The organism is Xanthomonas sp. NCPPB 1826 (assembly GCF_056725285.1).
Window position 1 is genome coordinate 1,018,313 of record NZ_CM161521.1, and the last position, 24,019, is coordinate 1,042,331.

The 24,019-nt window shown below is 66.5% G+C and carries 21 protein-coding genes; 17 read left to right on the plus strand and 4 right to left on the minus strand.

Annotated features, from left to right (window positions below; all coding sequences use genetic code 11):
• The first annotated feature begins 4 nt into the window (after window positions 1-4).
• The 11 genes from AC1PLA_RS04315 to lpxC all read left to right on the plus strand — a co-directional run bounded on the left by AC1PLA_RS04315 (window position 5) and on the right by lpxC (window position 13,997).
• Window positions 5-1,480 (plus strand): UDP-N-acetylmuramoyl-L-alanyl-D-glutamate--2,6-diaminopimelate ligase, encoded by a 1,476-nt coding sequence (locus AC1PLA_RS04315; RefSeq protein WP_481106158.1) that lies wholly within the window; start codon window positions 5-7, stop codon window positions 1,478-1,480.
• Window positions 1,477-2,970 carry a UDP-N-acetylmuramoyl-tripeptide--D-alanyl-D-alanine ligase gene (locus tag AC1PLA_RS04320; protein ID WP_434982430.1) on the plus strand — a complete coding sequence of 498 codons (1,494 nt, stop codon included), beginning with the start codon at window positions 1,477-1,479 and terminating at the stop codon, window positions 2,968-2,970. The genes AC1PLA_RS04315 and AC1PLA_RS04320 overlap by 4 nt, the downstream gene beginning before the upstream one ends.
• Window positions 2,960-4,045: a phospho-N-acetylmuramoyl-pentapeptide-transferase gene (gene mraY, locus AC1PLA_RS04325; RefSeq protein WP_016903082.1), complete on the plus strand. Its 1,086-nt coding sequence runs from the start codon at window positions 2,960-2,962 to the stop codon at window positions 4,043-4,045. Before AC1PLA_RS04320 ends, mraY begins: the two co-directional genes overlap by 11 nt.
• Complete coding sequence (gene ftsW, locus AC1PLA_RS04330) at window positions 4,045-5,424, plus strand: putative lipid II flippase FtsW (protein WP_481105665.1); 1,380 nt, start codon at window positions 4,045-4,047, stop codon at window positions 5,422-5,424. Before mraY ends, ftsW begins: the two co-directional genes overlap by 1 nt.
• Window positions 5,421-6,701: an undecaprenyldiphospho-muramoylpentapeptide beta-N-acetylglucosaminyltransferase gene (gene murG, locus AC1PLA_RS04335; RefSeq protein ID WP_481105666.1), complete on the plus strand. Its 1,281-nt coding sequence runs from the start codon at window positions 5,421-5,423 to the stop codon at window positions 6,699-6,701. The genes ftsW and murG overlap by 4 nt, the downstream gene beginning before the upstream one ends.
• Window positions 6,698-8,131, plus strand: coding sequence for a UDP-N-acetylmuramate--L-alanine ligase (murC, locus tag AC1PLA_RS04340; RefSeq protein WP_016902185.1), 1,434 nt, complete (start codon window positions 6,698-6,700; stop codon window positions 8,129-8,131). The genes murG and murC overlap by 4 nt, the downstream gene beginning before the upstream one ends.
• A complete protein-coding gene (locus AC1PLA_RS04345; RefSeq protein ID WP_481105667.1) occupies window positions 8,128-9,084 on the plus strand; it encodes a D-alanine--D-alanine ligase in 957 nt (318 codons plus the stop codon). Before murC ends, AC1PLA_RS04345 begins: the two co-directional genes overlap by 4 nt.
• A gap of 169 nt (window positions 9,085-9,253) precedes the next feature.
• Window positions 9,254-10,090: a cell division protein FtsQ/DivIB gene (locus AC1PLA_RS04350; protein WP_047126005.1), complete on the plus strand. Its 837-nt coding sequence runs from the start codon at window positions 9,254-9,256 to the stop codon at window positions 10,088-10,090.
• Window positions 10,087-11,322, plus strand: a complete 1,236-nt coding sequence (gene ftsA, locus AC1PLA_RS04355; protein ID WP_003485272.1) for a cell division protein FtsA — start codon at window positions 10,087-10,089, stop codon at window positions 11,320-11,322. Before AC1PLA_RS04350 ends, ftsA begins: the two co-directional genes overlap by 4 nt.
• A 293-nt stretch (window positions 11,323-11,615) precedes the next feature.
• Entirely contained in the window at window positions 11,616-12,854 is a 1,239-nt protein-coding gene (gene ftsZ, locus AC1PLA_RS04360) for a cell division protein FtsZ (RefSeq protein ID WP_016902188.1), read from the plus strand.
• Between the two features lie 231 nt (window positions 12,855-13,085).
• A complete protein-coding gene (gene lpxC, locus AC1PLA_RS04365) occupies window positions 13,086-13,997 on the plus strand; it encodes a UDP-3-O-acyl-N-acetylglucosamine deacetylase (RefSeq protein WP_166764103.1) in 912 nt (303 codons plus the stop codon).
• 186 nt (window positions 13,998-14,183) lie between these two features.
• Here lpxC and AC1PLA_RS04370 read toward each other — a convergent pair whose 3' ends face one another.
• Window positions 14,184-14,630, minus strand: coding sequence for a DciA family protein (locus AC1PLA_RS04370; RefSeq protein WP_166764104.1), 447 nt, complete (start codon window positions 14,628-14,630; stop codon window positions 14,184-14,186).
• On the opposite strand from AC1PLA_RS04370, the gene AC1PLA_RS04375 reads away from it, so the two are divergent.
• The 5 genes from AC1PLA_RS04375 to AC1PLA_RS04395 all read left to right on the plus strand — a co-directional run bounded on the left by AC1PLA_RS04375 (window position 14,631) and on the right by AC1PLA_RS04395 (window position 20,890).
• On the plus strand, window positions 14,631-15,575 hold the full coding sequence (locus AC1PLA_RS04375) for a M23 family metallopeptidase (protein ID WP_166764105.1): 945 nt from the start codon (window positions 14,631-14,633) through the stop codon (window positions 15,573-15,575).
• 155 nt (window positions 15,576-15,730) lie between these two features.
• Entirely contained in the window at window positions 15,731-18,469 is a 2,739-nt protein-coding gene (gene secA, locus AC1PLA_RS04380) for a preprotein translocase subunit SecA (RefSeq protein ID WP_039523566.1), read from the plus strand.
• A gap of 452 nt (window positions 18,470-18,921) precedes the next feature.
• Window positions 18,922-19,290: a VOC family protein gene (locus AC1PLA_RS04385; protein WP_016902193.1), complete on the plus strand. Its 369-nt coding sequence runs from the start codon at window positions 18,922-18,924 to the stop codon at window positions 19,288-19,290.
• A gap of 137 nt (window positions 19,291-19,427) precedes the next feature.
• Window positions 19,428-20,375 (plus strand): Nudix family hydrolase, encoded by a 948-nt coding sequence (locus tag AC1PLA_RS04390; RefSeq protein WP_115510553.1) that lies wholly within the window; start codon window positions 19,428-19,430, stop codon window positions 20,373-20,375.
• A 2-nt stretch (window positions 20,376-20,377) separates the two neighbouring features.
• Window positions 20,378-20,890 (plus strand): P-loop nucleotide/nucleoside kinase family protein, encoded by a 513-nt coding sequence (locus tag AC1PLA_RS04395; protein ID WP_481106159.1) that lies wholly within the window; start codon window positions 20,378-20,380, stop codon window positions 20,888-20,890.
• 160 nt (window positions 20,891-21,050) lie between these two features.
• Here the strand turns inward: AC1PLA_RS04395 and AC1PLA_RS04400 are convergent, their stop codons facing one another.
• From AC1PLA_RS04400 to AC1PLA_RS04410, 3 genes are all read right to left on the minus strand, one after another.
• Entirely contained in the window at window positions 21,051-21,722 is a 672-nt protein-coding gene (locus AC1PLA_RS04400; protein WP_481105668.1) for a hypothetical protein, read from the minus strand.
• Window positions 21,723-21,792: 70 nt separating this feature from the next.
• The gene (gene metF, locus AC1PLA_RS04405) at window positions 21,793-22,620 is read right to left on the minus strand and encodes a methylenetetrahydrofolate reductase [NAD(P)H] (protein WP_024938327.1); all 828 of its coding nucleotides are present in this window, start codon (window positions 22,618-22,620) and stop codon (window positions 21,793-21,795) included.
• Window positions 22,617-22,886, minus strand: a complete 270-nt coding sequence (locus AC1PLA_RS04410; RefSeq protein ID WP_349780337.1) for a hypothetical protein — start codon at window positions 22,884-22,886, stop codon at window positions 22,617-22,619. Before AC1PLA_RS04410 ends, metF begins: the two co-directional genes overlap by 4 nt.
• 87 nt (window positions 22,887-22,973) lie before the next feature.
• On the opposite strand from AC1PLA_RS04410, the gene AC1PLA_RS04415 reads away from it, so the two are divergent.
• Window positions 22,974-23,951 carry an NAD(P)H-quinone oxidoreductase gene (locus tag AC1PLA_RS04415; RefSeq protein ID WP_481105669.1) on the plus strand — a complete coding sequence of 326 codons (978 nt, stop codon included), beginning with the start codon at window positions 22,974-22,976 and terminating at the stop codon, window positions 23,949-23,951.
• The last annotated feature ends 68 nt before the right edge of the window (window positions 23,952-24,019 follow it).

Consider the following 24,019-nt stretch of genomic DNA (forward strand, 5'->3'; position numbering starts at 1 on the left):
CAGCATGCCGCTGTCGCAGTTGTTGCCGGACGTGCCGCTTGCGCATGAGGTGCAGGTGTCGGGCCTGGTGATGGACAGCCGTGCGGTGCGTGCGGGCGATGCCTTCGTGGCGATCGCCGGTTTCGGTGCGCATGGCCTGGGCTTCGTCGACCAGGCGCGCGCCAATGGCGCGGCGGCGGTGTTGTTCGAGCCGCCGGCACCGGCCGATCTGCCGGCACCGGCCGACGCGATCGCGGTGCCGGGCCTGCGTGCGCGCCTGGGCGCGATGGCCGATCAGTTCCATGGCCAGCCATCGCGGGCGATGCGCATGGTCGGCGTCACCGGCACCAACGGCAAGACCTCCACCGTGCAATTGCTGGCGCAGGCCCTGACGTTGCTCGGCACCCCTGCCGGCACGCTCGGCACCCTGGGTGTCGGCCTGTACGGCAGCGCCGTGCCGACCGGTTTCACCACGCCGCTGGTGCTACAAACGCATGCCTTGCTTGCGCAGCTGCGCGACGCGGGCGCGCAGGCGGTGGCGATGGAAGTCAGCTCGCATGCGCTGGACCAGGGCCGCGTGGATGCGGTGCATTTCGACGTGGCGGTGTTCACCAATCTCACCCGCGACCATCTCGATTACCACGGCGACATGGCGCAGTACGGCGCGGCCAAGGCCAGGCTGTTCACGCGCGCCGGATTGAAGGCCGCGGTGGTGAACCTGGACGATGACTTCGGCCGCACGCTGCTGGCCTCGCTTGACCCCGCGCTGCGCGCGATCGGCGTGAGCTCGCGCGCGCAGGCCCAGGCAAGCGTGCGAGCGCAGGCACTGCAGCTGGATCACAACGGCATCAATTTCGCGCTGCATCTCGACGGTCAGGTGCATCCGGTGCACTCGCCGCTGCTGGGCCGCTTCAACGTGGACAACCTGCTGGCCGTGGCCGGTGCGTTGTCTGCGCTGCAGATCGCGCCGGCGCAGATCGCCGAAGTGCTCGGTCGGCTGCAGCCGATCCATGGCCGCATGAATCGCCTGGGTGGCGCGCATGGCGCACCGCTGGTGGTCGTCGACTACGCACATACGCCTGACGCGCTGGAACAGGCATTGACCAGCCTGCGCTCGCATGCACAGGATCGGCTGATCTGCGTGTTCGGCTGCGGCGGCGAGCGCGATACCGGCAAGCGCCCGCAGATGGCGGCCATTGCCGAGGTCAATGCCGACGTGGCGATCGTCACCGACGACAATCCGCGTGGCGAAGATGGCGATGTGATCGTGGCCGATATCCTGCGCGGCTTCGCGCGCCCGGATGCGGCCATCGTGCAGCGCGACCGCGCCGCGGCGATCCATCAGGCCATCAGCATGGCCAGTGCCTCCGACATCGTGCTGATCGCCGGCAAGGGTCACGAGCCGTACCAGGAAGTCGCCGGCGTGCGGCATGCCTTCGACGACGCCATCGTGGCGGCGCAGGCCCTGTTGCCGCGCACCGGACTGGGAATGCGCGCATGAAGCTCACGCCGCTGTCGTTGATCGCCCACTGGGCCGGTGGCGAGCTGCATGGCGACGACGCCATCATCGACACCGTCGGCAACGACACCCGCACGCTGGCCAACGGCAGCCTGTACGTGGCGCTGCGCGGCGAGCGTTTCGACGGGCACGACTTTGCCGCGGACGCGGTGGCGCACGGCGCCAGCGGTGTGCTGGTCGATCGCCTGCTGCCGGCGCTGAGCGTGCCGCAGGTGCTGGTGGAAAATACCGAACTGGCGCTGGCGCGTATCGCCGCCGGCATGCAGCGCGACCGCGCCACGCGGGTGATCGCCTTGACCGGCTCCAACGGCAAGACCAGCGTCAAGGCGCTGCTGCTGGCCATCCTGACCGAGGCCGGGCGTGTCGACGGCACCACCGTGTACGCCACGCCGGGCAACCGCAACAACGAGATCGGCCTGCCGCTGGCGGTGATTGCTGCGCCGGACGATGCGGACCTAGCGATCTACGAAATGGGCGCCGGCAAGCCGGGCGATATCGCCTATCTCACCGAGATCGCGCAGCCGCACGTGGCCCTGGTCAACAACATCGCCCCCGCCCATCTGGAACGCCTGGGCAGCCTGCTCGGCGTCGCCCGCACCAAGGGCGCCATCTACGCCGCATTGCCGGCCGATGGCGTGGCGGTGATCAATGCCGACGATGCCTTCGGTGCCTGGTTCGAGCAGCAACTGCATGCGCAGCCGGTGCAGGGCCGCCGCGTGTTGCGCTACGGCCTGCAGGCCAGTGCCGACATCACCGCGCATGGCTTGCGGCTGCAGGCCAGTGGTGCGCAATTCACCCTGGTGACCCCGCAAGGGCAGGCGCAGATCGCGCTGCCGTTGCCGGGCCGCCACAACGTGCTCAACGCGCTGGCGGCGGCCGGCCTGGCCTTGGGTGCGGGCATCGCCTTGCCGATCATTGCCGCCGGCCTGGCGCAGGTTCGTCCGGTGGCCGGCCGTCAGATCACCCACGCCCTGCCTGGCGGCGCGGTGCTGATCGACGACAGCTACAACGCCAACCCCGGCTCGCTGGATGCCGCCATCGACACCCTGGCCGCTGCGCCTGGCGAAGGCTGGCTGGTGCTCGGCGACATGCGTGAGCTTGGCCCGGAAGGCGCGGCCCTGCATGCCGCCGCCGGACGTCGCGCGCGCGCGGCCAAGCTGCAGCGCCTGTACGCGCTGGGCGAGCTCAGTGCCGCCGCCGCACAGGCGTTCGGCGAGGGCGGCCGCGTGTTCGCCACCCATGCCGCGTTGATCGCGGCCTTGCAGGCGGATCTGGCGCAGCTCGCCGTTTCGCCGACCCAAACGCAGGAATCTTCTTCGATGTACGAACACACCGGTGCGGCGGCACAGACTGCCGCCACCACGGCGCAAACCCCGCCCACGTTGCTGGTGAAAGGCTCCCGTGGCAGCGCCATGGACCGCATCGTCGCCGCGCTGCTCGCCCCGGCGGAGGACGCATCCCATGCTGCTTGAGCTGGCGCGTTGGCTGCAGCAACTGGAGAGCCTGTTCGGGCTGTTCAACTATCTGACCTTCCGCGGCATCCTGGCCGCGCTGACCGCGTTGTTCCTGTCGTTGTGGATGGGCCCGGCGGTGATCCGCAAGCTGGCCCAGTTCAAGGGTGGCCAGCCGATCCGCCAGGACGGCCCGCAGACGCATTTCTCCAAGGCCGGCACGCCGACCATGGGCGGCTCGCTGATCCTGCTGACGGTGACCTTGTCGGTGCTGCTGTGGGGCGATTTGCGCAACCGTTACGTGTGGTTGGTGCTGGCGGTGATGGTCTGTTTCGGTGCGATCGGCTGGTACGACGACTGGATCAAGATCGTGCGCCGCGATCCCAACGGCCTGAAGTCGCGCTGGAAGTATCTGCTGCAGTCGATCTTCGGCCTGGCCGCGGGCCTGTTCCTGTACTACACCGCCGATGTGCCGGCGGCGATCACCTTCTACATCCCGATGTTCAAGTCGATCGCGCTGCCATTGGCCGGCGTGAGCTTTGTGGTGATCGCCTATTTCTGGATCGTCGGCTTCTCCAATGCGGTCAACCTGACCGACGGCCTGGATGGTCTGGCGATCATGCCGACCGTGCTGGTGGCCTGTGCGCTGGGCGTGTTCGCCTATGCCTCGGGCAACGTGGTGTTTGCCGAATACCTGAAGATCCCGCTGATTCCCGGGGCCGGCGAGCTGATCATCATCTGCTCGGCGATCGCCGGCGCAGGCCTGGGCTTTCTGTGGTTCAACACCTATCCCGCCATGGTGTTCATGGGTGATATCGGCGCGCTGTCGCTGGGCGCGGTGCTGGGCACCATCGCGGTGATCGTGCGCCAGGAGCTGGTGCTGGTGATCATGGGCGGGGTGTTCGTGATCGAAACGCTGTCGGTGATGATCCAGGTCGCCAGCTTCAAGCTGACCGGCAAGCGCGTGTTCCGCATGGCGCCGATCCATCACCACTTCGAGCTCAAGGGCTGGCCGGAGCCGCGCGTGATCGTGCGCTTCTGGATCATTTCGGTGGTGCTGGTGCTGATCGGCCTTGCCACGTTGAAGGTGCGCTGATGAACGACATGTCCCGCCAGGCCACGCGACTGGACGCCATCGGCGGCCGCTATGACCCGTGGCTGCTCGGGGCCGCGGCCATGCTCGCCTCGCTGGGCGTGGTGATGGTGGCGTCCAGCTCGATCGAGCTGTCCGACAACCCGTTCTATTACCTGACCCGCCATCTGCTGTTCCTGGGCATCGGCGTGGGCCTGGCGTTCTGGGCGATGCGTACCGAGCTCAAGACGATCGAGCAGTACAACCAGGTGCTGCTGCTGGCCTGCTTCGGCCTGCTGATGGTGGTGTTCGTGCCCGGCCTGGGCAGCAGCGTCAACGGCGCCAAGCGCTGGATCAACCTGGGCGTATCGAAATTCCAGACCGTCGAAGCGGTCAAGGTGCTCTACATCGTGTGGCTGTCCAGCTATCTGGTGCGCTTCCGCGACGAGGTCAATGCGACCTGGCCGGCGATGCTCAAGCCGCTGGGCGTGGCGATCGCACTGGTCGGCCTGCTGCTGATGCAGCCGGACTTCGGCTCGTCCACGCTGCTGCTGGCGATCACCGCCGGCATGCTGGTGCTGGGCGGGGTGAACCTGCCGCGCATGTCGATGCCAATCGTGTTCGGCCTGCCGGTATTCGCCTTCATCGCGATCCTGGAGCCGTACCGGCTGCGTCGCATCACCTCGTTCCTGGACCCGTGGGCCGACCAGCTCGGCTCCGGCTACCAGCTGTCCAACGCCTTGATGGCGGTCGGCCGCGGCCAGTGGACCGGCGTGGGCCTGGGCGCCTCGGTGCAGAAGCTCAACTACCTGCCCGAAGCGCATACCGACTTCATCTTCTCGGTCATCGCCGAAGAGCTCGGCTTTATCGGCGTGTGCGGGGTGATCTCGCTGTACGCGCTGCTGGTCGGCCGCGCGTTCTGGCTGGGCATGCGCTGCGTGGAAATGAAGCGTCACTTCTCCGGCTACATCGCCTTCGGCATCGGCTTGTGGATCAGCCTGCAGAGCTTCGTCTCGGTGGGCGTGAACCTGGGCATCCTGCCGACCAAGGGCCTGACCCTGCCGCTGATTTCCTCCGGCGGTTCGTCGGTGCTGATGACCTGCGTGGCGATGGGCCTGCTGCTGCGCGTGTCCTACGAAATGGATCGTGCCGAGCGCCTGCGCAGCAAGTTGTCGCCGCAGGGTACGGGCGCGCCGTCGGCCGAGCCGGCCGAACCGGTGGTGGAATCGGCCGCGCCGGCCTACGCGCCTGCGCGCAAGCCGCAGCGCGAGCCGGTTGCCGCCGCATCCGCCCCGGCACCGGTCGCTGCAGCCTCGGCAACGTCTGCGCATGCGTCCGAGTTCCTGCGCGGCACCAGCCGCATGCAGCCACGTGTGGAACCGACCTTCGGGAGGATTGCATGAGCACTCATGCGAATCCCGCGCAAACGCCTGCATATCCAGGTGCGGGGATCCGACCAGTGATGATTCTGGCTGGCGGCACCGGCGGGCACATCTTCCCGGGTCTGGCCGTGGCCAAGGTGCTGCGCGCGCGTGGCGTGCCGGTGACCTGGCTGGGCGCCGACGGCGCGATGGAAACCCGGCTGGTGCCGCAGCACGATATTCAACTCGACACGCTGGCCATCAGCGGCCTGCGTGGCAAGGGCCTGGTGAAATTGCTCGGTGCACCGGTGCGGGTGATGCGCGCGGTGCGCGCCGCCGGCTTCGTGCTGCGCAAGCGCCAGCCGCGTGCGGTGATCAGTTTCGGCGGCTTTGCGGCCGGCCCGGGCGGCCTGGCAGCGCGGCTGCTCGGCGTGCCCTTGCTGGTGCACGAACAGAACCGTGCGCCCGGCATGACCAACAAGGTGTTGTCGCGGTTTGCGCGCCGCGTGCTGACCGGTTTCCCGGGCAGCTTCGCCGGCGAGGAAGCGGTGGGCAATCCGGTGCGTGCGGAAATCGCAGCGCTTCCCGCGCCGGCCACGCGCCTGGTCGGCCGTGGCAATGCCGTACGCGTGCTGGTGCTCGGTGGCAGCCAGGGCGCACGCGCATTGAACCAGGCCGTGCCAGCGGCACTGGCCGCGCTCGGTCACCCAGATGTGGACGTGCGCCACCAGTGCGGCGAAAAGCTGCGTGCGGAAGCCGAGGCCGCGTACGCGCAGGCGGGCGTCAACGCCAGCGTCGAACCCTTCATCGCCGACATGGCCGCCGCCTACGCCTGGGCCGACCTGGTCGTGTGCCGCGCCGGTGCCTCCACGCTGGCCGAACTGTGCGCCGCCGGCATCGGCAGCGTGCTGGTGCCCTTCGCCGCCGCGGTGGACGACCACCAGACCCGCAATGCCGAATACCTGGTCGGCGCCGATGCTGCCGTGCTGCTCAAGCAGGACGACACCCTGGCCGCGCGCTTGCAGCAGGTCTTGCAGACCCTGCTCGCCGACCCCGCCCGCCGCCTGGCGATGGCGCAGGCCGCCCGCACCCTGGCCAAGCCGGACGCCGCCGAACGCATCGCCGACATCATTCTGCAGGAAGCCGGGAGTGGTGAATCGGGAATGGGGAATGGGCAGAGCTCAGAACAATTGCAGGAACAGACAGTGATGCAAGAAAACACGCGCACCGGTCAGGCGCTCAACGCCGCAGGTGTCTCGCTTTACACGATTCCCGATTCCCAATTCCCGATTCGCATCTCCACCGGAGGTGCCGCGTGATTCGCCGTCTGCAGGACAGTGGCGACCTGGTGCGTGCGTTTCCGCGCGTGCATTTCGTCGGCATCGGCGGCACCGGCATGAGCGGCATTGCCGAGGTGATGCTGACGCTGGGCTACGAAGTCTCCGGCTCGGACAACTCCGATAACGTGGCGACGCGGCGGTTGGCCAAGCTGGGTGCGCGGGTGATGCGCGGGCATTCGGCGGCCAACGTGCTCGGCACCGATTGCGTGGTGGTGTCCAGCGCGATCCGCGAAGACAACCCCGAGCTGATGGAAGCGCGCAGCCAGCGCATTCCGATCATGCCGCGTGCGGCGATGCTGGCCGAGCTGATGCGGTTCCGTCGCGGCATCGCGGTGGCCGGCACGCATGGCAAGACCACCACCACCAGCCTGGCCGCAGCGGTGCTGAGCGAGGGCGGGCTGGATCCGACCTTCGTCATCGGCGGGCAGTTGCTGGCCGCCGGCGCCAACGCCAAGCTGGGCGGCGGCCAGTGGCTGGTGGCCGAGGCCGACGAAAGCGACGGCAGCTTCCTGCGCCTGAATCCGCTGATGGCAGTGATCACCAACATCGATTCGGATCACCTGGAAAACTACGGCAACGATTTCGCACGCATCCAGGCCGCCTTCGCCGAGTTCCTGCAGCGCCTGCCGTTCTACGGCCTGGCATTGCTGTGCATCGACGACCCGGAAGTGGCCGCGCTGGCCGGCAAGACGCCGCGCCACGTGATGAGCTACGGCATGAGCGAAAACGCCGACGTACGCGCCGAAGACGTGGTGCAGGACGGCCCGCGCATGCGCTTCACGCTGCGCCTGCCCGAAGGCACCACCACGCCGGTGACGCTGGCTTTGCCGGGCCGCCACAACGTGCTCAACGCATTGGCGGCCGCCGCGATCGGCTGGCAGCTGGGCGTGGCGCCGGAGACCATCGCGCGTGCGCTGGAAAACTTCGCCGGCATCGGCCGTCGCTTCAACGACCTGGGCGAAGTCACCACCAGCACCGGTGCGCGCGTGCGCGTGGTCGACGATTACGGCCACCATCCGCGCGAGCTGGAAGCGGTGTTCGCCGCCGCCCGTGGCGGCTGGCCGGACAAGCGCCTGGTGGTGGCATTCCAGCCGCATCGCTACAGCCGTACCCGCGACCAGTTCGATGCCTTCGCCGCGGTGCTGAGCACCGTCGACGCGCTGGTGCTGAGCGAGGTCTACCCGGCCGGCGAAGCGCCGATTCCGGGCGCCGATGCGCGCGCGCTGGCGCGTGCGATCCGTGCGCGCGGCCGCAGCGAGCCGGTGGTGGTCGGGCAGATTTCCGGCCTGGCCGAAGTGCTGCCGGACGTGCTGCAGGACGGCGATCTGCTGCTGATGATGGGCGCCGGCGATATCGGTTATGTCGCGCAGCACATCATCAACAACGGGTTCACCGGAGCGAGCGCATGAGCGCGGTGATTCCCAACGCACGTAGCAGCGATCCGGCCGCGTTTGGCCGCGTCGCCGTGCTGCTCGGTGGTACCTCGTCCGAGCGCGAAGTGTCGTTGAACTCCGGCAGCAACGTGCTCGACGCACTGCGCGCGCGCGGTGTCGACGCGCAGCCGGTCGATGGCATTCCGGCCCTGGCGCAGGCCCTGGTCGAAAAACGCTTCGATCGCGTCTTCAACGTGCTGCACGGCCATAACGGCGGCGGCGAAGACGGCATCGTGCAAGGCCTGATGGAAGCCTTCAAGGTGCCGTACACCGGCTCCAACGTGCTGGGCTCGGCGTTGAGCATGGACAAGATCCGCACCAAGCAGGTGTGGCTGTCACTGGGCCTGTCCACGCCGCGCTATGCGCGCCTGGCCGCCGGTGCCAGCGCCGACGACATCCATGCCGCCGCGCGGCAGATCGGCTTGCCGGTGATCGTCAAGCCGGCCAACGAAGGCTCCAGCGTCGGCATCAGCCGCGTGTTCGACCAGGCCCAGCTCGAACAAGCCGTGCTGCTGGCGGCGCGCTATGACGGCGCGCTGCTGATGGAGCAGCTGATCGAAGGCGACGAACTCACCGTGGCCGTGCTCGGCGAGGTCGCGCTGCCGTCCATCCGCATCGTGCCCAAGGGCCAGTGGTACGACTACAACGCCAAGTACCTGGCCGACGACACTCAGTACCTGTGCCCCGGCCTGGACGGCGATGCCGAGACGCAACTGCGCCAGCTCGCCCTGGACGCCTTCCGCGCTGCCGGTGCCCGCGGCTGGGGCCGCGTCGACGTGATGCGCGACCGTGCCAGCGGCCAGCTCTATCTGCTGGAGGTCAACACCGCCCCCGGCATGACCAGCCACTCGCTGGTGCCCAAGGCCGCGCGCCAGCTCGGCATCGATTTCGAAGAACTGGTCTGGCGCGTGCTGGAGCAGACGCTATGACACGGGGATTGGGGATTCGGGATTCGGGATTGGCCAACAGCGACGCCGTGCGCGCCGTTGCTGTTGCCGTGGCGAATCTCCAATCCCCAATCCCCAATCCCGCGCACGCAGCGCGCGCCGTTGCGATTCTCTATTCCCGATTCCCCATTCCCGCGCGCGGAGCGCGCGCATGAACGCCACCTTGCGCATCCTGGCGTGGTTGCTCGCGGTGGCGCTGGTCGCGTTGCCGGTGGTGGCCGTGCTCAATGGCTGGGTCGGTGCCGAGCGTTGGCCGTTGGCGCGCTTGCGGGTGTCGGGCGACTTCAAGCGGGTGCCGGCCGAAGAGTTGCGCGCGGTGGTCCTGCCATATGCGCGCGCGGGCTTTTTCGCGGTGAAGCTGCAGAACGCGCAGGACGCCATCGCGCGCCTGCCGTGGGTGGAAAGTGCGCAGGTGCGCAAGCGCTGGCCGGATGTGCTGGAAGTGCACGTCACCGAGCACAAGCCGTTCGCGCGCTGGGGCACCGACCGCATGTTGTCCGAGCAGGGCCGCTTGTTCCGCACCCCGCCGTTGCTGAAGGATTTCAAGTTGCCGCAACTCGGCGGCCCGGACAGCAAGACCCAGGACGTGGTGGCGCTGTACAACGAATCGCGCGCGCTGTTCGCGCCGACCGGGCTGGATGTGGAGCGTCTGGAAATGGATGCACGCGGCAGCTGGTCGCTGGGCCTGAGCAACGGCGTGCAGATCGTGATCGGCCGCGACGACGCCCGCGCCCGCCTGCAGCGCTTCGCCCGCGTGCTGCCGCAACTGGCCGACCCGCAACGCCCGATCGCCCGCGCCGACCTGCGCTACACCAACGGCTTCACAGTCGAACGACGAATGGAGAGTGGGGAATCGGGAATGGATAAGAAACCCAAGCCGGCGTCGCCCGCTGCGCCTCACGCACTTGTCCTCAATTCTCCTCGCCTCCGTGCACCGCTGTTGACCATTCCCCATTCGCTATTCCCTATTCCCGGCTTTAAGACATGAACCGCAAAGGCGACAAATCCCTCATCGTTGGACTGGACATCGGCACCTCCAAGGTCGTCGCGCTGGTCGGCGAGTACTCGCCCGGCAATCCGATCGAAGTGATCGGCATCGGTTCGCATGAATCGCGCGGTCTCAAGCGCGGCGTGGTGGTGGACATCGAATCCACCGTGCAGTCGATCCAGCGCGCGGTGGAAGAGGCCGAGCTGATGGCCGGTTGCGAAATCCGCTCGGTGTACGCATCCATTTCCGGCAACCACGTGCAGTGCAAGAACTCGCCCGGCATCGTGCCGATCCGCGACGGCGAAGTGACCTGGAGCGATCTGGAGCGCGTGCTGGATGCGGCCAAAGCCGTGGCCATTCCTGCCGACCAGCGCATCCTGCATGCGATCCCGCGCGAGTACGTGCTGGACGATTCGCAGGAAGGCATCCGCAATCCGGTCGGCATGACCGGCGTGCGCCTGGAGGTGCACGCGCATCTGGTGGTATGCGCGCAGTCGGCAGCGGCCAACATCACCAAGTGCGTGCAGAAGTGCGGCCTGCAGGTGGACGATCTGGTGCTGTCGTCGCTGGCTTCCAGCGTCGCAGTGTTGACGGCCGACGAGCGCGAGCTGGGCGTGGTGCTGGTGGATATCGGCGCCGGTACCACCGACCTTGCGGTGTACGTGCAGGGCGCGATCTGCCATACCGCCTCGCTGCCGATCGCCGGCGACCACGTCACCAACGACATCGCGCACATGCTGCGCACGCCCACTCCGGAAGCCGAGCAGATCAAGGTGCGCTACGCCTGTGCGCTGGCGCAGCTGGCCACCGCCGAAGAAAGCATCCAGGTGCCGTCGGTCGGCGATCGCCCGCCACGTCGCATGCCGCGGCATGCGCTCGCGCAGGCGGTGCAGGGCCGTTACGAGGAAATCTTCGAAATGGTGCAGGCCGAACTGCGCCGCTCCGGTTTCGAGGAAATGGTGCGCGCCGGCATGGTGCTCACCGGCGGTGCGTCGAAGATGGAAGGCGTGGTCGAACTGGCCGAAGAAATGTTGCAGATGCCGGTGCGCGTGGGCATTCCCCAGCACGTCACCGGCCTGGGCGAAGTCGTCGGCAACCCGGTGCACGCCTCCGGCGTGGGCCTGCTGCTGATGGGCAGCCAGATCGAACACCCACGCCGCCCGTCGATCCCGACCGGCCGCGCCGGGAGCTTGTTCAAGAAATTGAAGAACTGGTATCGCGGGGAATTCTGAGGGGCCGGGATTTGGAATTCGGAATTTGGGATTGGCAAGAGCGAAAAAAAACAGAGTGGTAGCAACGATTAAGTGGAGAGCGGCGAGCGGGTAGGCGGTAAAATTTTTTGCAGGCATTGCGTCGAGGAGTAGGTGCGGTGAGTCGTAGAGCGCAATAGCGCATCCATGGCCCAGGCACACGAATCCCGACTTTCAAACAACAACACTCGCCGTGATGCGGAGTGGGCCAGGGACCAGCGCTTTTGCGACTCCCCAATCCCCACTCCCCAATCCCGGCTCAAGAGGACACTGACATGGCACATTTTGAACTGATCGAAAAGATGGCTCCCAACGCGGTAATCAAGGTCGTTGGCGTGGGCGGCGGCGGCGGCAACGCGGTTGCGCACATGGTCAACACCAATGTCGATGGCGTGGAGTTCATCACCGCCAACACCGACTCGCAGGCGATCAAGAACTGCGGCGCCAAGCTGCAGCTGCAGCTCGGCACCAACGTGACCAAGGGCCTGGGTGCTGGCGCCAATCCGGAAGTCGGCCGCCAGGCCGCGCTGGAAGACCGCGAGCGCATCATGGACGCGCTGCAGGGTGCGGACATGGTGTTCATCACCGCCGGCATGGGCGGCGGCACCGGCACCGGCGCAGCGCCGGTGGTTGCACAGCTGGCCAAGGAAATGGGCATCCTGACCGTGGCCGTGGTCACCAAGCCGTTCCCCTTCGAAGGCCGTCGCCGCATGCAGGTTGCGCTCAAGGGCATCGAGGAACTGAGCCAGCATTGCGACTCGCTGATCACCATCCCCAATGAAAAGCTGATCACCGTGCTTGGCCGCAACGCCACCATGATCCAGGCCTTCCGCGCCGCCAACGACGTGCTGCAGGGCGCCGTGCAGGGCATTGCCGATCTGATCGTGCGTCCGGGTCTGATCAACGTCGACTTCGCCGACGTGCGCACCGTGATGTCGGAAATGGGCCTGGCCATGATGGGCACCGGTTCGGCTCGCGGCGACGATCGCGCGCAGGCCGCTGCCGAAGCCGCCATCCAGAACCCGCTGCTGGACGACGTCAACCTGGCCGGTGCCAATGGCATCCTGGTCAACATCACCGCCGGCCCGGACTTCACCATGTCCGAGTTCGACGAGATCGGCCGCACCATCGAGGCATTCGCCTCGGAAGATGCGACCGTGGTCGTCGGCACCGTGCTCGACCCGGACATGCAGGACGAAGTGCGCGTCACCGTGGTGGCCACTGGCCTGAACCGTGCGGTTGCCCGCCAGACACAGCGTCCAGACCAGCGCGCGCCGATCAAGCTGGTGCGCAACGCCACCACCGGCCAGCCGGAGTTCGGCGATTTCGATACCAGCGGCGGCGATGCGGTGTCCAAGGCCGTCGGCGGCAGCATGGGCCTGGGCCTGCGTCGTCCGAGCAGCGACTCGGTCGGCAGCGGCAGCAACAACGGCGGCGGTTCGGCTGCGCCGGCCGCAGACCTGCCCAACGACTACCTGGATATCCCGGCGTTCCTGCGCCGCCAGGCCGACTGAGGATCGTCGGCTGCGTCGCTACGGCGGCGCGGTCCGTTCCGCCCCGGGGTTCGCCTCGGGGTGCAGTGCCATGTCCTTTCTGCCGGGTCGGCCACGATCCGGCAGCTTTTGCAGTGGCGTGACCCGGGAATTACAGTTCCCGTCACGCGCGACTTGTTAAAATTCAGATAATCTCTACGGATTAGACAGCCGGTTCAGCGTCTGTCTGCATTGTTCATCCAGACTTCGCATATGACCCAGCAACGCACTCTCAAGAACACCATTCGCGCCACCGGCGTCGGCCTGCACAGCGGCGACAAGGTGTACATGACGCTACGACCGGCTCCGGTCGATCATGGCGTGGTGTTCCGGCGTGTGGACCTGGAGCCGATCGTCGAAGTCCCGGCCGATGCCGAGCTGGTCACCGAGACCACGCTGTGCACCGGCCTGACCTGCAATGGCGCCAAGATCCAAACCGTCGAGCACCTGATGTCGGCACTGGCCGGCCTGGGTGTGGACAATGTCATCGTCGAACTGTCCTCGGCCGAGCTGCCGATCATGGACGGTTCGTCCGGCCCGTTCGTGTTCCTGCTGCAGTCGGCAGGCATCGTCGAGCAGAACAAGGCCAAGCGCTTCATCCGCATCAAGCAGATGGTGGAAGTGCGTGAGGGCGACAAGATCGCGCGCTTCGAGCCGTACGAGGGCTACAAGCTCGGCTTCACCATCGAATTCAATCACCCGATGATCCCGGCCAAGCAGTCGCGCCAGGAAATCGAGTTCTCCACCTCGGCCTATGTCAAGGAAATCTCGCGCGCCCGCACCTTCGGCTTCATGCGCGACCTTGAATACATGCGCGAGCGCAATCTGGGCCTGGGCGGTTCGATGGACAACGCCATCGTGCTGGACGAGTTCCGCGTGCTCAACGAGGACGGCCTGCGCTACACCAACGAATTTGTGCGGCACAAGATCCTGGACGCCATCGGCGACCTGTACCTGGCCGGCGGCGCCATTCTGGGCGCCTACGAAGGCTTCAAGTCCGGCCACGCGCTCAACAACAAGCTGGTGCGTGCGCTGCTGGCGGATCAGGCCGCCTGGGAATGGGTCAGCTTCCCCGAAGGCACCGTGCAACCGCCGGTCACCTACGCCAGCCCCGTCTACGCCTGATGTCGGGGAATGCCGCAGTTGGCGTTCGAAGTGTGAACTACGTCGGATTACCGGCCCGTTCTTAACTTTTATTTAAGACTTCTCTAACTCCTGCGTGGCTGAGGCCCGCTAGGATGCGTCGGGTCGTGCGCGGTCTTCGCAATTCTTTCACGCTGCGGCGGCCGCTTCGAACCAGCGGCGCGGTGCTCACCGTTTGGTGGGTGGAACATCCTGCAGGGAGGCCAGCGCATCGCGCAGACCTCTGTGCGTGGCCTCCGAGACGGGGCGCGGACGCTCGCGATTCTGCTGCATTGGGGAATGCAGCGGGGTGGTGGTGGTCTTGATGGTCACTGCGGTGGCCTTCAGTCCGATGGATCGGGCGGCATCCAGTAATTGGGTCTCGGCAAGTCGCAACTTGGCATGCCAGACAGGTGAATCAACCAGAAAAACGAGCTGTTCGTCTCTGACATTGGCCAGCCGGCAACGGGTGACCAGATGAGGCGGTAACAGGGGGCGCAACTGCTGGTCCAGCGCATCGAGCCACAACGCTCGGCGCAAGGGGTCGCCAGCCTTTTCACCCAACGCGGCCTCGATGGCCGGTTGTGGGACGGAAGGGTTGCGTGCGTTGGACTTGGGCTTGGACATGACACTCATATGGCGTTGAAGAAAGTTGTAATCAAATCTCGCGAAACCCGGGCGCAGCGGTTGGCCCGCCAGTTCCAGGGCTTTGCCACGGATCGACCGATGGTAGTCCTCGGCGCCGTGCTTGGGCTGGGCATGTTGATCGGCGTCGGTGCCAGCACCGCCACCGGCATGGTGACCAATTCCGCGTTGCAGGCCAAGGTTGCCCGGCAGCAGGCCGAGCTGGCCCAGGCGCAGCGCGCCTCGCAGGCGCAGGTCAACGCACTGGCCGCGCGCATGGGCGAGCTGCAGGCGCAGGCCACCCGTCTCAACGCATTGGGCGAGCGGCTGACCGAAATGGGCAAACTGAAAGACGGCGAGTTCGACTTCGACGCCCCGGTCGGCGTCGGTGGCGGCGATGAGCCGGTCAGCGACATGCCGGTCGAGTCGCTCAAGCAGACGCTGGGGCAGGTCGAACAGCAGTTCTCCGCCTCGGGCCAGCAACTGAACGTGCTGGCCGCGCTGATGTTCGATCATCAGCTCGAACAGAATTCGGTGCCCTCGCGCATGCCGATCCGCAACACCTACATCACCTCCGGCTTCGGCGGCCGCGCCGATCCGTTCGACGGTGGTTCGGCCTTCCACAAGGGCGTGGACTTCCACGCCAACGTGGGCGACCCGGTGATGTCGGTCGCCGACGGCGTGGTCAGCTATGCCGGTGTGCGCGGTGGCTACGGCAACGTGGTGGAAGTGGACCACGGCAACGGCTATGTGACCCGCTACGCGCACAACTCGCGCCTGGTGGTGAAGGTGGGCGATCTGGTCCGCGCCGGCCAGCAGGTGGCCCGGGCCGGATCCAGCGGCCGCTCCACCGGCGCCCACGTGCATTTCGAGGTGTGGGCGGACGGGCGGGTGGTCAATCCGCGCAAGTTCCTGGGCGATACCAACACGCCGGTGGGCCGCCGCGGGCGCGGTTGACGACGGCGCGGGCGGCGCTTGATTCGTGAAGGCCCGCCCCAAGCTACAATAGGGTGTTGCCATCGACAGGGCGCAGTGCGCCCTGTTTCGTTTACGGCGGCCGGGTCTTGGGGACCGGCGTCGGTCAAACCGTTCCTTTTCAACCGGTTTCTTCAATGATCAACAGTCTGCTTACCCGTGTCTTTGGCAGTCGTAACGAACGCCAGCTGCGCCAGCTCAACCGCCTCGTCACCCAGATCAATGCGCTGGAGCCGACGATCGAGAAGCTCTCCGACGCCGAGCTGCAAGCCAAGACCCCGGAGTTCAAGCAGCGACTTGCCGCCGGCGAGTCCCTGGACAAGATTCTTCCCGAAGCCTTCGCGGTGTGCCGCGAGGCCAGCCGCCGCGTGCTCGGCATGCGCCATTACGACGTGCAGCTGATCGGCGGCATGGTGCTGCACCTGGGCAAGATCGCCGAGATGCGCACCGGTGAAGGCAAGACCCTGGTCGCTACGCTGCCGGTGTACCTCAACGCGCTGCAGGGCGAGGGCGTGCATGTGGTCACGGTCAACGACTACCTGGCGCGCCGCGACGCCGCGCAGATGGGCAAGCTGTACAACTGGCTGGGCCTGAGCGTGGGCGTGGTGTATCCGGGCATGCCGCACAGCGACAAGCGCGAGGCCTACGGCAGCGACATCACCTACGGCACCAACAACGAGTTTGGTTTCGATTACCTGCGCGACAACATGGCGCTGTCCAAGGCCGACCGCTACCAGCGCAACCTGCATTACGCGATCGTCGACGAAGTCGACTCGATCCTGATCGACGAGGCGCGTACCCCGCTGATCATCTCCGGCCCGGCCGACGAGTCGCCGGAGCTGTACATCCGCGTCAACCGCATCGTGCCGCAGCTGACCAAGCAGGAAAGCGAAGAGGGCGAGGGTGACTTCTGGATCGACGAGAAGGGCAAGCAGGTGCATCTGTCCGAGGCGGGCATGGGCCACGCCGAAGAACTGCTGATGCAGGCCGGCATCCTGGAAAATGCCGAAGACGGCCTGTACGCCGCGCAGAACCTGAGCGTGGTGCATCACCTCAATGCCGCGCTGCGCGCGCATGCGATCTATCAGCGCGACGTGGACTACATCGTGCGCGACGGCGAGGTGGTGATCGTTGATGAATTCACCGGCCGCACGCTGAGCGGGCGCCGTTGGTCCGATGGCCTGCACCAGGCGGTCGAGGCCAAGGAAGGCGTGCCGGTACAGCGCGAGAACCAGACGCTGGCCAGCATCACCTTCCAGAACCTGTTCCGCATGTACAAGAAGCTGTCCGGCATGACCGGTACGGCCGACACCGAAGCTTACGAATTCCAGAGCATCTACGGCCTGGAAGTGGTGGTGATCCCGACCAACCGCCCGACCGTGCGCAAGGACCATCCGGACCAGGTGTTCCTCAACCGCAAGGGCAAGTTCAACGCGGTGCTGGCCGACATCGAAGACTGCGCCAAGCGCGGCCAGCCGGTGCTAGTGGGTACCACCTCGATCGAGACCTCGGAGATGCTGTCCGAGCACCTGCGCAAGGCCGGGGTCAAGCACGAAGTGCTCAACGCCAAGCAGCACGAGCGCGAAGCCACCATCGTGGCCAACGCCGGCCAGCCGGGCGCAGTGACCATCGCCACCAACATGGCCGGTCGCGGTACTGACATCGTGCTGGGCGGTTCGCTGGAAACCGAGCTGCATGCCATGGGCGACGACATCAGCGACGAGCAGCGCCTTGCGGCCAAGACCGAATGGCAGCGTCGTCACGATGCGGTCAAGGCGGCCGGCGGCCTGCACATCATCGGTACCGAGCGGCACGAGTCGCGCCGTATCGACAACCAGCTGCGTGGCCGTGCCGGTCGTCAGGGCGACCCGGGTTCGTCGCGCTTCTATCTGTCGCTGGAAGACAACCTGATGCGCATCTTCGCCTCGGACTGGGTCCAGAAGGCGATGCGCATGATGGGCATGAAGGAAGACGACGTCATCGAAGACCGTCTGGTCAGCCGGCAGATCGAAAAGGCGCAGCGCAAGGTGGAAGCGCACAACTTCGACATCCGCAAGAACCTGCTGGACTTCGACGACGTCAACAACGACCAGCGCAAGGTGATCTACGCCCAGCGCGACGAATTGCTGGATGCCGAATCGGTCAAGGACAACGTCGACGGCATCCGTGGCGATGTGATCTACGACCTGGTCGCACGCTTCGTGCCGCCCAACTCGGTCGATGAGCAGTGGGACCTGAAGGGTCTGGAAGCCACGCTGGAATCGGAACTGGGCATGCCGCTGGCGCTGAGCGAGATGGCACGCACGCAGGAAGAACTGGACGCCGAGCAGATTGCGGCCAAGGTGCAGGCAGCGGTGGATGCGCACTTTGCCGAGAAGGAAGCGGCGGTGGGCAACGACACCATGCGCGCATTGGAGAAGCACGTGATGCTGACCGTGCTCGACCAGGGCTGGAAGGAGCATCTGGCCAAGATGGATTACCTGCGCCAGGGCATCTATCTGCGCGGGTATGCGCAGAAGCAGCCCAAGCAGGAATACAAGAAGGAAGCCTTCGAGCTGTTCTCGGAGATGCTGGAGAACGTCAAGCGCGAAGTGATCAACCTGCTGGCGCGCGTGCGCATCCGCAGCGAAGAGGAAGTGGCCGAGCTGGAAGAGCAGGAGCGTCTGCAGGCGCAGGCGCGCTTGATGGCCTCGCAGTTCCAGCATCAGGACGCCGGCGGCTACGGTGCCGACGAGGAAGTGGAACAGATGCAGGGCGGCAACGCCCCGGTGCCGGTGTCGCAGGTGACCCGCGACGAGCCCAAGGTGGGCCGTAACGATCCGTGCCCCTGCGGCAGCGGCAAGAAGTACAAGCACTGCCACGGTCAACTCAGCTGAGCTGAGTTGACCGTGGCGCAGCCCGCGAAGCGGGCTGCGCACCAGGCATCCGCTACGCGGATGCCTGGTGCACGGTCCTTGCTTCCGATCCCCGCGCCTTTGGCGCGCTCCCTTACCAAGGGGGCTCTGCTTACGGATGGGAACCGGTGGAGCTGCTGATGTGCAGGGCATGGAGTGTCGGAGGCTGGGTGCAATGCCCCGCCGGGACCTCTCACCCTTGTCCAGCTCCCCGCCAACGGCATTGCCTGCATCGTTGCCAGGCAACGACGGGACACCAACGGCATAGACGCTGGAAGCGTCCGGCGAGCTGTCTTGCGGTGGGCCTCGGCAGGGCAGGCCAGCCACACGCTGTCCATCTCTCGCGGCGCCAACGGCGCCTGCCGCATGCAGGCGTCTCCGCCGGTGCCACTGCGGGGCGTATGCTCGATGCACATCCTGCGTGGAGTGCGGTCATGGCGCTGCTGTCCAGCCAGCAATTGAAGGTGTTTGTGCCTGCACGCGACTACGCGGTGTCGCAGCGGTTCTATCGCGCGCTGGGCTTCGTGCAGGAGGACGAGGTAGGCAATGTGACCTGCTTCCGGCATGGCACGCATTGCGCATTCCTGCTGCAGGATTTCTATCTGCGCGAACTGGCCGAGAACCTGATGCTGCACCTGTGGGTGGACGATGCCGACAGCTGGTGGCAGCACGTGCACGACACCGGCCTGGGCGCGCAGTTCGGGGTGAGCTGCAGCGCGCCGGAAGATCGTCCATGGGGCGCACGCGATTTCACCTTGCACGATCCCAGCGGCGTGCTCTGGCGCATCGGCCATCCACTGTAGGCGTGAATCGGGAATCGGGAATGGGGAATTGCAAAGGCGGGCATGGTGCGTGCTTCAACCGATTCCCGATTCCCGAATCTCCATTCCCCGCCCCCAAGCGATTGCACTGAACGGCTCACTCGCGGCACTCTTGTGCCATGCCTGATTCTCTAAGATCCATCCACGTCGTTGCCGGCGTGATCACCGACGCCCGCGGCCGCATCCTGCTGACCCGCCGTACCGAAACCCGCGACATGCCCGGCCTGTGGGAGTTTCCGGGCGGCAAGCGCGAACCTGGCGAAACCTCTGAACAGGCACTGGTGCGTGAACTCAACGAAGAGCTCGGTATCGAGGCGCAGGTCGGCGAGTGGCTGATGGACGTGCCGCAGTTGTACCCGGACAAGCGGCTGCGCCTGGAAGTGCGCCACATCACCGCATGGAAAGGCAGCCCGCGCGGCCGCGAAGGCCAGGCGATGACCTGGGTGGCCGCCGACAAGCTGGCCCGGTATTCGATGCCGCCGGCCGATGTGCCGGTGGTCGGTGTGCTGCGCCAGCCCGACCGCTATCTGATCACGCCCGAGCCGGACGATGACGCGCTGTGGCTGGAAGGTCTGGAGCGTGCGCTGCAGGACGGCATCACGCGCATCCAGTTGCGTGCGCGGCAGGCCGAACCGGCGCGCTGGCAAGCCTTGCTGCAGCAGGTGATGCGCCTGCGCGGCCGTGCGCGCGCGCAACTGCTGCTCAACCGCGACATCGCACTGGCCAGCGAACTCGGCATCGGCGTGCACCTGGGTTCGGAGCAACTGGCCAGCCTGCAGCAGCGCCCGTTGCCGGCCGAGCAGCTGGTCGCCGCCTCCTGTCACGGGTTGGAAGATCTGCGCCACGCCCAGCGTCTTGGCTGCGATTTTGCGGTGCTGGGCCCGGTGCAGGCGACCGCGTCGCATCCGGGGGCGACACCCTTGGGATGGGATGGGTTCGAACGCTTGCGCGAGCAGGTCTCCTTGCCGATCTACGCACTCGGTGGCATGCAGGTCGACGACCTGCGCGAAGCCCGTTCGCATGGCGCGCAAGGCATCGCGGCGATTCGCGCGCTTTGGCCGCAGTGACCCTGCAGTCAGCGATCCTGGTGGTGTTCGGTGGATTGCCGGGCGTCGGCAAGAGTTCCATTGCCCGGGCGCTACTGACGCAATGCACTGCGTTTTATTTGCGTATCGATACGATCGAGCAGTCACTACGCGAAAGTGGTGCGCTCGCCAACGACGTCGGAGCAGCCGGCTACATGACCGCCTACGCACTTGCCCAGGCCAATCTGCAACTGGGTCACGTGGTGGTCGCCGATTGCGTGAACCCGTTGCCGGTCACCCGTGAAGCGTGGCGCGATGTAGCTCGTCGCACACGGAGCCGTTTGCTGGAGATCGAGGTAGTGTGCAGCGATCGCAACGTGCATCGGCAGCGCGTGGAATCGCGGCAAAGCGACGTGGTCGGATTGCGCGTGCCGGATTGGGCCTCGGTGCTCGCGCATGACTACGTGGCCTGGACCGAGCCGCACTGGGTGATCGACAGCGCCGTGCTGAGCCCGCAGCAGGCGGCCACGCAGATCATGGGCCGGCTTGTCGCATAGCCTGCAAGCGTCACCTATGAGGCATGAGGTTCGGGGGTCTCTGAGCCGATACGCTCACTGCCTCGCAGCCCACACCACCATCGTCACCATCACCGATTGCCGGGGCAATGCGCCGTCGCATGCACTTGGCCGCTGCAATCCGCTCACGCCGGGCGCTGCGCTAAAACGTCACCCAGAAGCAGTTGTACTGCCGGCGCAGCCGCAACACGCTGCTTGCTGGCGCACCGCTGGCGAGGTTCTGTTCCAAACGCAGGCCCCAGGGGCGCGGGCGGCTTGGCGGTGCCGGGAGTGGGGCGTCGATGGCGCTGCCGTCCAGGGATGGAGCCGCTGCCGTGCCGGCATCGGCTTCCCAGGTCGGCGGATCGCGTTGCGGGTACATCGGCACGATGTCCAGCAATGGGCGTTGCACGATCGCCTCCAGCCGGCTCAGCACCTGATTGGCGGCGGCGTCGGACTGGCCGCTCCACAGGTAGAGGCTGGAGAGCCGATTGACGTCGCGGCTGTCCACCGCCAGTTGCAGCAACGACACCAGCTCGCTCAGCCGGCGCGGGCAGCCGTAGCGATACAGGCCGGTGTTGCCCTGCGTGCGCGGGGCCGGCGGCGGGCGCGCCGCGGCGCCGACATCTTCGCAGCGGCGGTCGGTGAACATGGTCTGCCCGTCCGCTGTCACGCAGCGACGGATCTCCTGCGCCTGCACGCGCGTGGCCGGGCACAGGCAGAACAACAGCAGTAACGGCAGCAGGAGGCGAGGCATCGGCGCAGCGTAACGGGCCGTGCGTGAGCCGGCGAGCAACACGCCGGGACCGTGGCAGCTTGCACGGCGTTTGCGCATCACGCGTGCGTTTGCCGATGACGTGCCCGCACAGATACGCCCGCTGAGGGCATGGCTTTGACCGGCCTGCTCAGCGCCCGAGTAGCTGCAGCACCTGCGTGGTCGGCTTGGCCAGGTTGAGCGTGTAGAAGTGCAGGGCAGGCGCGCCACCGGCGATCAGGCGCTCGCACACGGTGGCGACCACTTCCGCACCGAAGGCGCGCACCGCATCGGCATCGTCGCCGTAGGACTGCATCTTCTTGCTGATCCAGCGCGGAATTTCTGCACCGCACTGCTCGGAAAAGCGCCGCAGCTGCGAGAAATTGGAGATCGGCATGATGCCGGGGATGATCGGGATCTCCACGCCCATGCGCTGCACGGCGTCGCGGAAATGAAAGTACGCGTCGGCGTTGTAGAAATACTGGGTGATCGCGGCATCTGCGCCGGCATCCACCTTGGCCTTGAAGTAACGCAGATCACTGAGCGCATCGGTCGCCTGCGGATGGGTCTCCGGATACGCACCGACCTCGATCCGGAACGCATCGCCGTGCTCGGCGCGGATGAAGGCGATCAGGTCCGAGGCGTAACGCAGGTCGCCCGGATGGCCCATGCCCGAAGGCAGGTCGCCGCGCAGCGCGACGATGCGGGTACAGCCGATTGCGCGATACAGCTTGAGCAGCTCGCGGATCTCCTGGCGGCTGCCGCCGACGCAGGACAGATGCGGGGCGGCTTCGAAACCGTGCTTCTGCTTGAGGTGACGCACCGTCTCGGAGGTGTAGCTGAGCGTGGAGCCGCCGGCACCGAAGGTGCATGACACGTATTCCGGCGCGTAGCCCTTCAACCTGGCCGCCGTGCGGTCCAGCTGGGCGCGCTGGTCGTCGGTCTTGGGCGGGTAGAACTCGAAACTGAGATGCGTCATCGCGGCGGGTCCGGCGGATCGTGCCAGCATAATATCGCTTCATCGCGATGAATGCATATTTGGTTGCGGGTGTCCTGCATTACCTCGCGTGCTGTCAGCGGAATGACGGCGCGATCTGCGGGGACCTGCAGGCGCTTGCCGCGCGGCGGCGAGCGAAGCCTCGCATCGACTAGGTGAACCGCTTCTGTTGCAGCACTGGTTTCACGCGTGATGCCGGCCATCGCGTCGTTGCTTGCCGAGGATTGGTGTAGATAGGGTTTCGCCACGCCTGCGTGCTATGTCGCGACCCGGCTTGCGCCGGGCGTTGACGCAGGCAGCTCTACACTGGGCGCACTTTCTACGGAGTGCTGCGCATGAGCGATACCACGATGACTGCAATCGCCATCCGCGATGGCAAGGGCGATGCGGATGCACTGTACGCCAGCGAGCAGCCGCGCCCGCGTCCCGCGCCGGGGCAGGTGCTGATCCGCGTGCATGCGGCCGGGATCAATCGTCCCGATCTGTTGCAGCGTGCCGGCCACTATCCGCCGCCGCCCGGCGCGCCGCAGACGCTCGGGCTGGAAATCGCCGGCGAGATCGTGGAGCCGGCCGGTCGCTGGAAGGTCGGCGATCGGGTGTGTGCACTGCTGGGCGGTGGCGGTTACGCACAGTACGCAGCGGTCGACGCGCGGCATGTGCTGCCGATTCCGCCGGGCATGGATCTGGCGCATGCCGCGGCGCTGCCGGAAACCATCTTTACCGCGTACACCAACCTGTTCGAGCATGGCCGGCTGGCGGCCGGGGAATGGCTGCTGCTGCACGGCGCCACGTCCGGGATCGGTGTGACTGCGATCCAGATGGCCAAGGCCGCCGGTGCGCATGTGCTGGCGACTGCGCGTTCGGCGGGCAAGGCGGCGCAGGCGCGCGAACTGGGCGCCGATGTGGCGATCGATTCCACCACCGAATCGTTTGTCGACGTGGCCAAGGCGCACGGCGGGGTGGATGTGTCGTTGGATATGGTGGGCGCTGCGGTATTCGCCGATACCCTGGAGGCGCTCAACCCGCGCGGGCGCATCGTCTACATCGCCTCGCAGGCCGGCTCGAACATCGAGGTGCCGATCCCGCTGCTGATGCGCAAGCAGGCCATCCTCACCGGCTCGACGCTGCGCCCGCGCAGTGCCGACGAAAAGGCGCGCCTGGCCGCGGAAGTGGAGCGCGTGGTGTGGCCGTGGATCGCGCAGGGCAAGCTGCGCGTGCTGCTCGACAAGCGCTTCCCGCTCAACGAAGCGGCTGCAGCGCACCGCTATCTGGAGCAGGGCAGCCACCTGGGCAAGGTCGTGCTGGAGATGTGAGCGCATGTGGCCACCTGTCTGTCCTGCGAACTCAGGTCAGACAGGTGGCGACGCGGAAGTTTCTGGGC

Excerpts from the sequence above, each read along its gene's own strand:
- AC1PLA_RS04390 (WP_115510553.1), top strand. The coding sequence starts at position 19,428 with ATGCCTGATTCTCTAAGATCCATCCACGTCGTTGCCGGCGTGATCACC.
- AC1PLA_RS04375 (WP_166764105.1), top strand. The coding sequence starts at position 14,631 with ATGGCGTTGAAGAAAGTTGTAATCAAATCTCGCGAAACCCGGGCGCAG.
- ftsW (WP_481105665.1), top strand. The coding sequence starts at position 4,045 with ATGAACGACATGTCCCGCCAGGCCACGCGACTGGACGCCATCGGCGGC.
- AC1PLA_RS04370 (WP_166764104.1), bottom strand. The coding sequence starts at position 14,630 with ATGAGTGTCATGTCCAAGCCCAAGTCCAACGCACGCAACCCTTCCGTC.
- ftsZ (WP_016902188.1), top strand. The coding sequence starts at position 11,616 with ATGGCACATTTTGAACTGATCGAAAAGATGGCTCCCAACGCGGTAATC.
- mraY (WP_016903082.1), top strand. The coding sequence starts at position 2,960 with ATGCTGCTTGAGCTGGCGCGTTGGCTGCAGCAACTGGAGAGCCTGTTC.
- secA (WP_039523566.1), top strand. The coding sequence starts at position 15,731 with ATGATCAACAGTCTGCTTACCCGTGTCTTTGGCAGTCGTAACGAACGC.
- metF (WP_024938327.1), bottom strand. The coding sequence starts at position 22,620 with ATGACGCATCTCAGTTTCGAGTTCTACCCGCCCAAGACCGACGACCAG.
- AC1PLA_RS04385 (WP_016902193.1), top strand. The coding sequence starts at position 18,922 with ATGGCGCTGCTGTCCAGCCAGCAATTGAAGGTGTTTGTGCCTGCACGC.
- AC1PLA_RS04350 (WP_047126005.1), top strand. The coding sequence starts at position 9,254 with ATGAACGCCACCTTGCGCATCCTGGCGTGGTTGCTCGCGGTGGCGCTG.
- AC1PLA_RS04315 (WP_481106158.1), top strand. The coding sequence starts at position 5 with ATGCCGCTGTCGCAGTTGTTGCCGGACGTGCCGCTTGCGCATGAGGTG.
- murG (WP_481105666.1), top strand. The coding sequence starts at position 5,421 with ATGAGCACTCATGCGAATCCCGCGCAAACGCCTGCATATCCAGGTGCG.
- AC1PLA_RS04400 (WP_481105668.1), bottom strand. The coding sequence starts at position 21,722 with ATGCGCAAACGCCGTGCAAGCTGCCACGGTCCCGGCGTGTTGCTCGCC.
- AC1PLA_RS04320 (WP_434982430.1), top strand. The coding sequence starts at position 1,477 with ATGAAGCTCACGCCGCTGTCGTTGATCGCCCACTGGGCCGGTGGCGAG.
- ftsA (WP_003485272.1), top strand. The coding sequence starts at position 10,087 with ATGAACCGCAAAGGCGACAAATCCCTCATCGTTGGACTGGACATCGGC.
- AC1PLA_RS04345 (WP_481105667.1), top strand. The coding sequence starts at position 8,128 with ATGAGCGCGGTGATTCCCAACGCACGTAGCAGCGATCCGGCCGCGTTT.
- lpxC (WP_166764103.1), top strand. The coding sequence starts at position 13,086 with ATGACCCAGCAACGCACTCTCAAGAACACCATTCGCGCCACCGGCGTC.
- AC1PLA_RS04415 (WP_481105669.1), top strand. The coding sequence starts at position 22,974 with ATGAGCGATACCACGATGACTGCAATCGCCATCCGCGATGGCAAGGGC.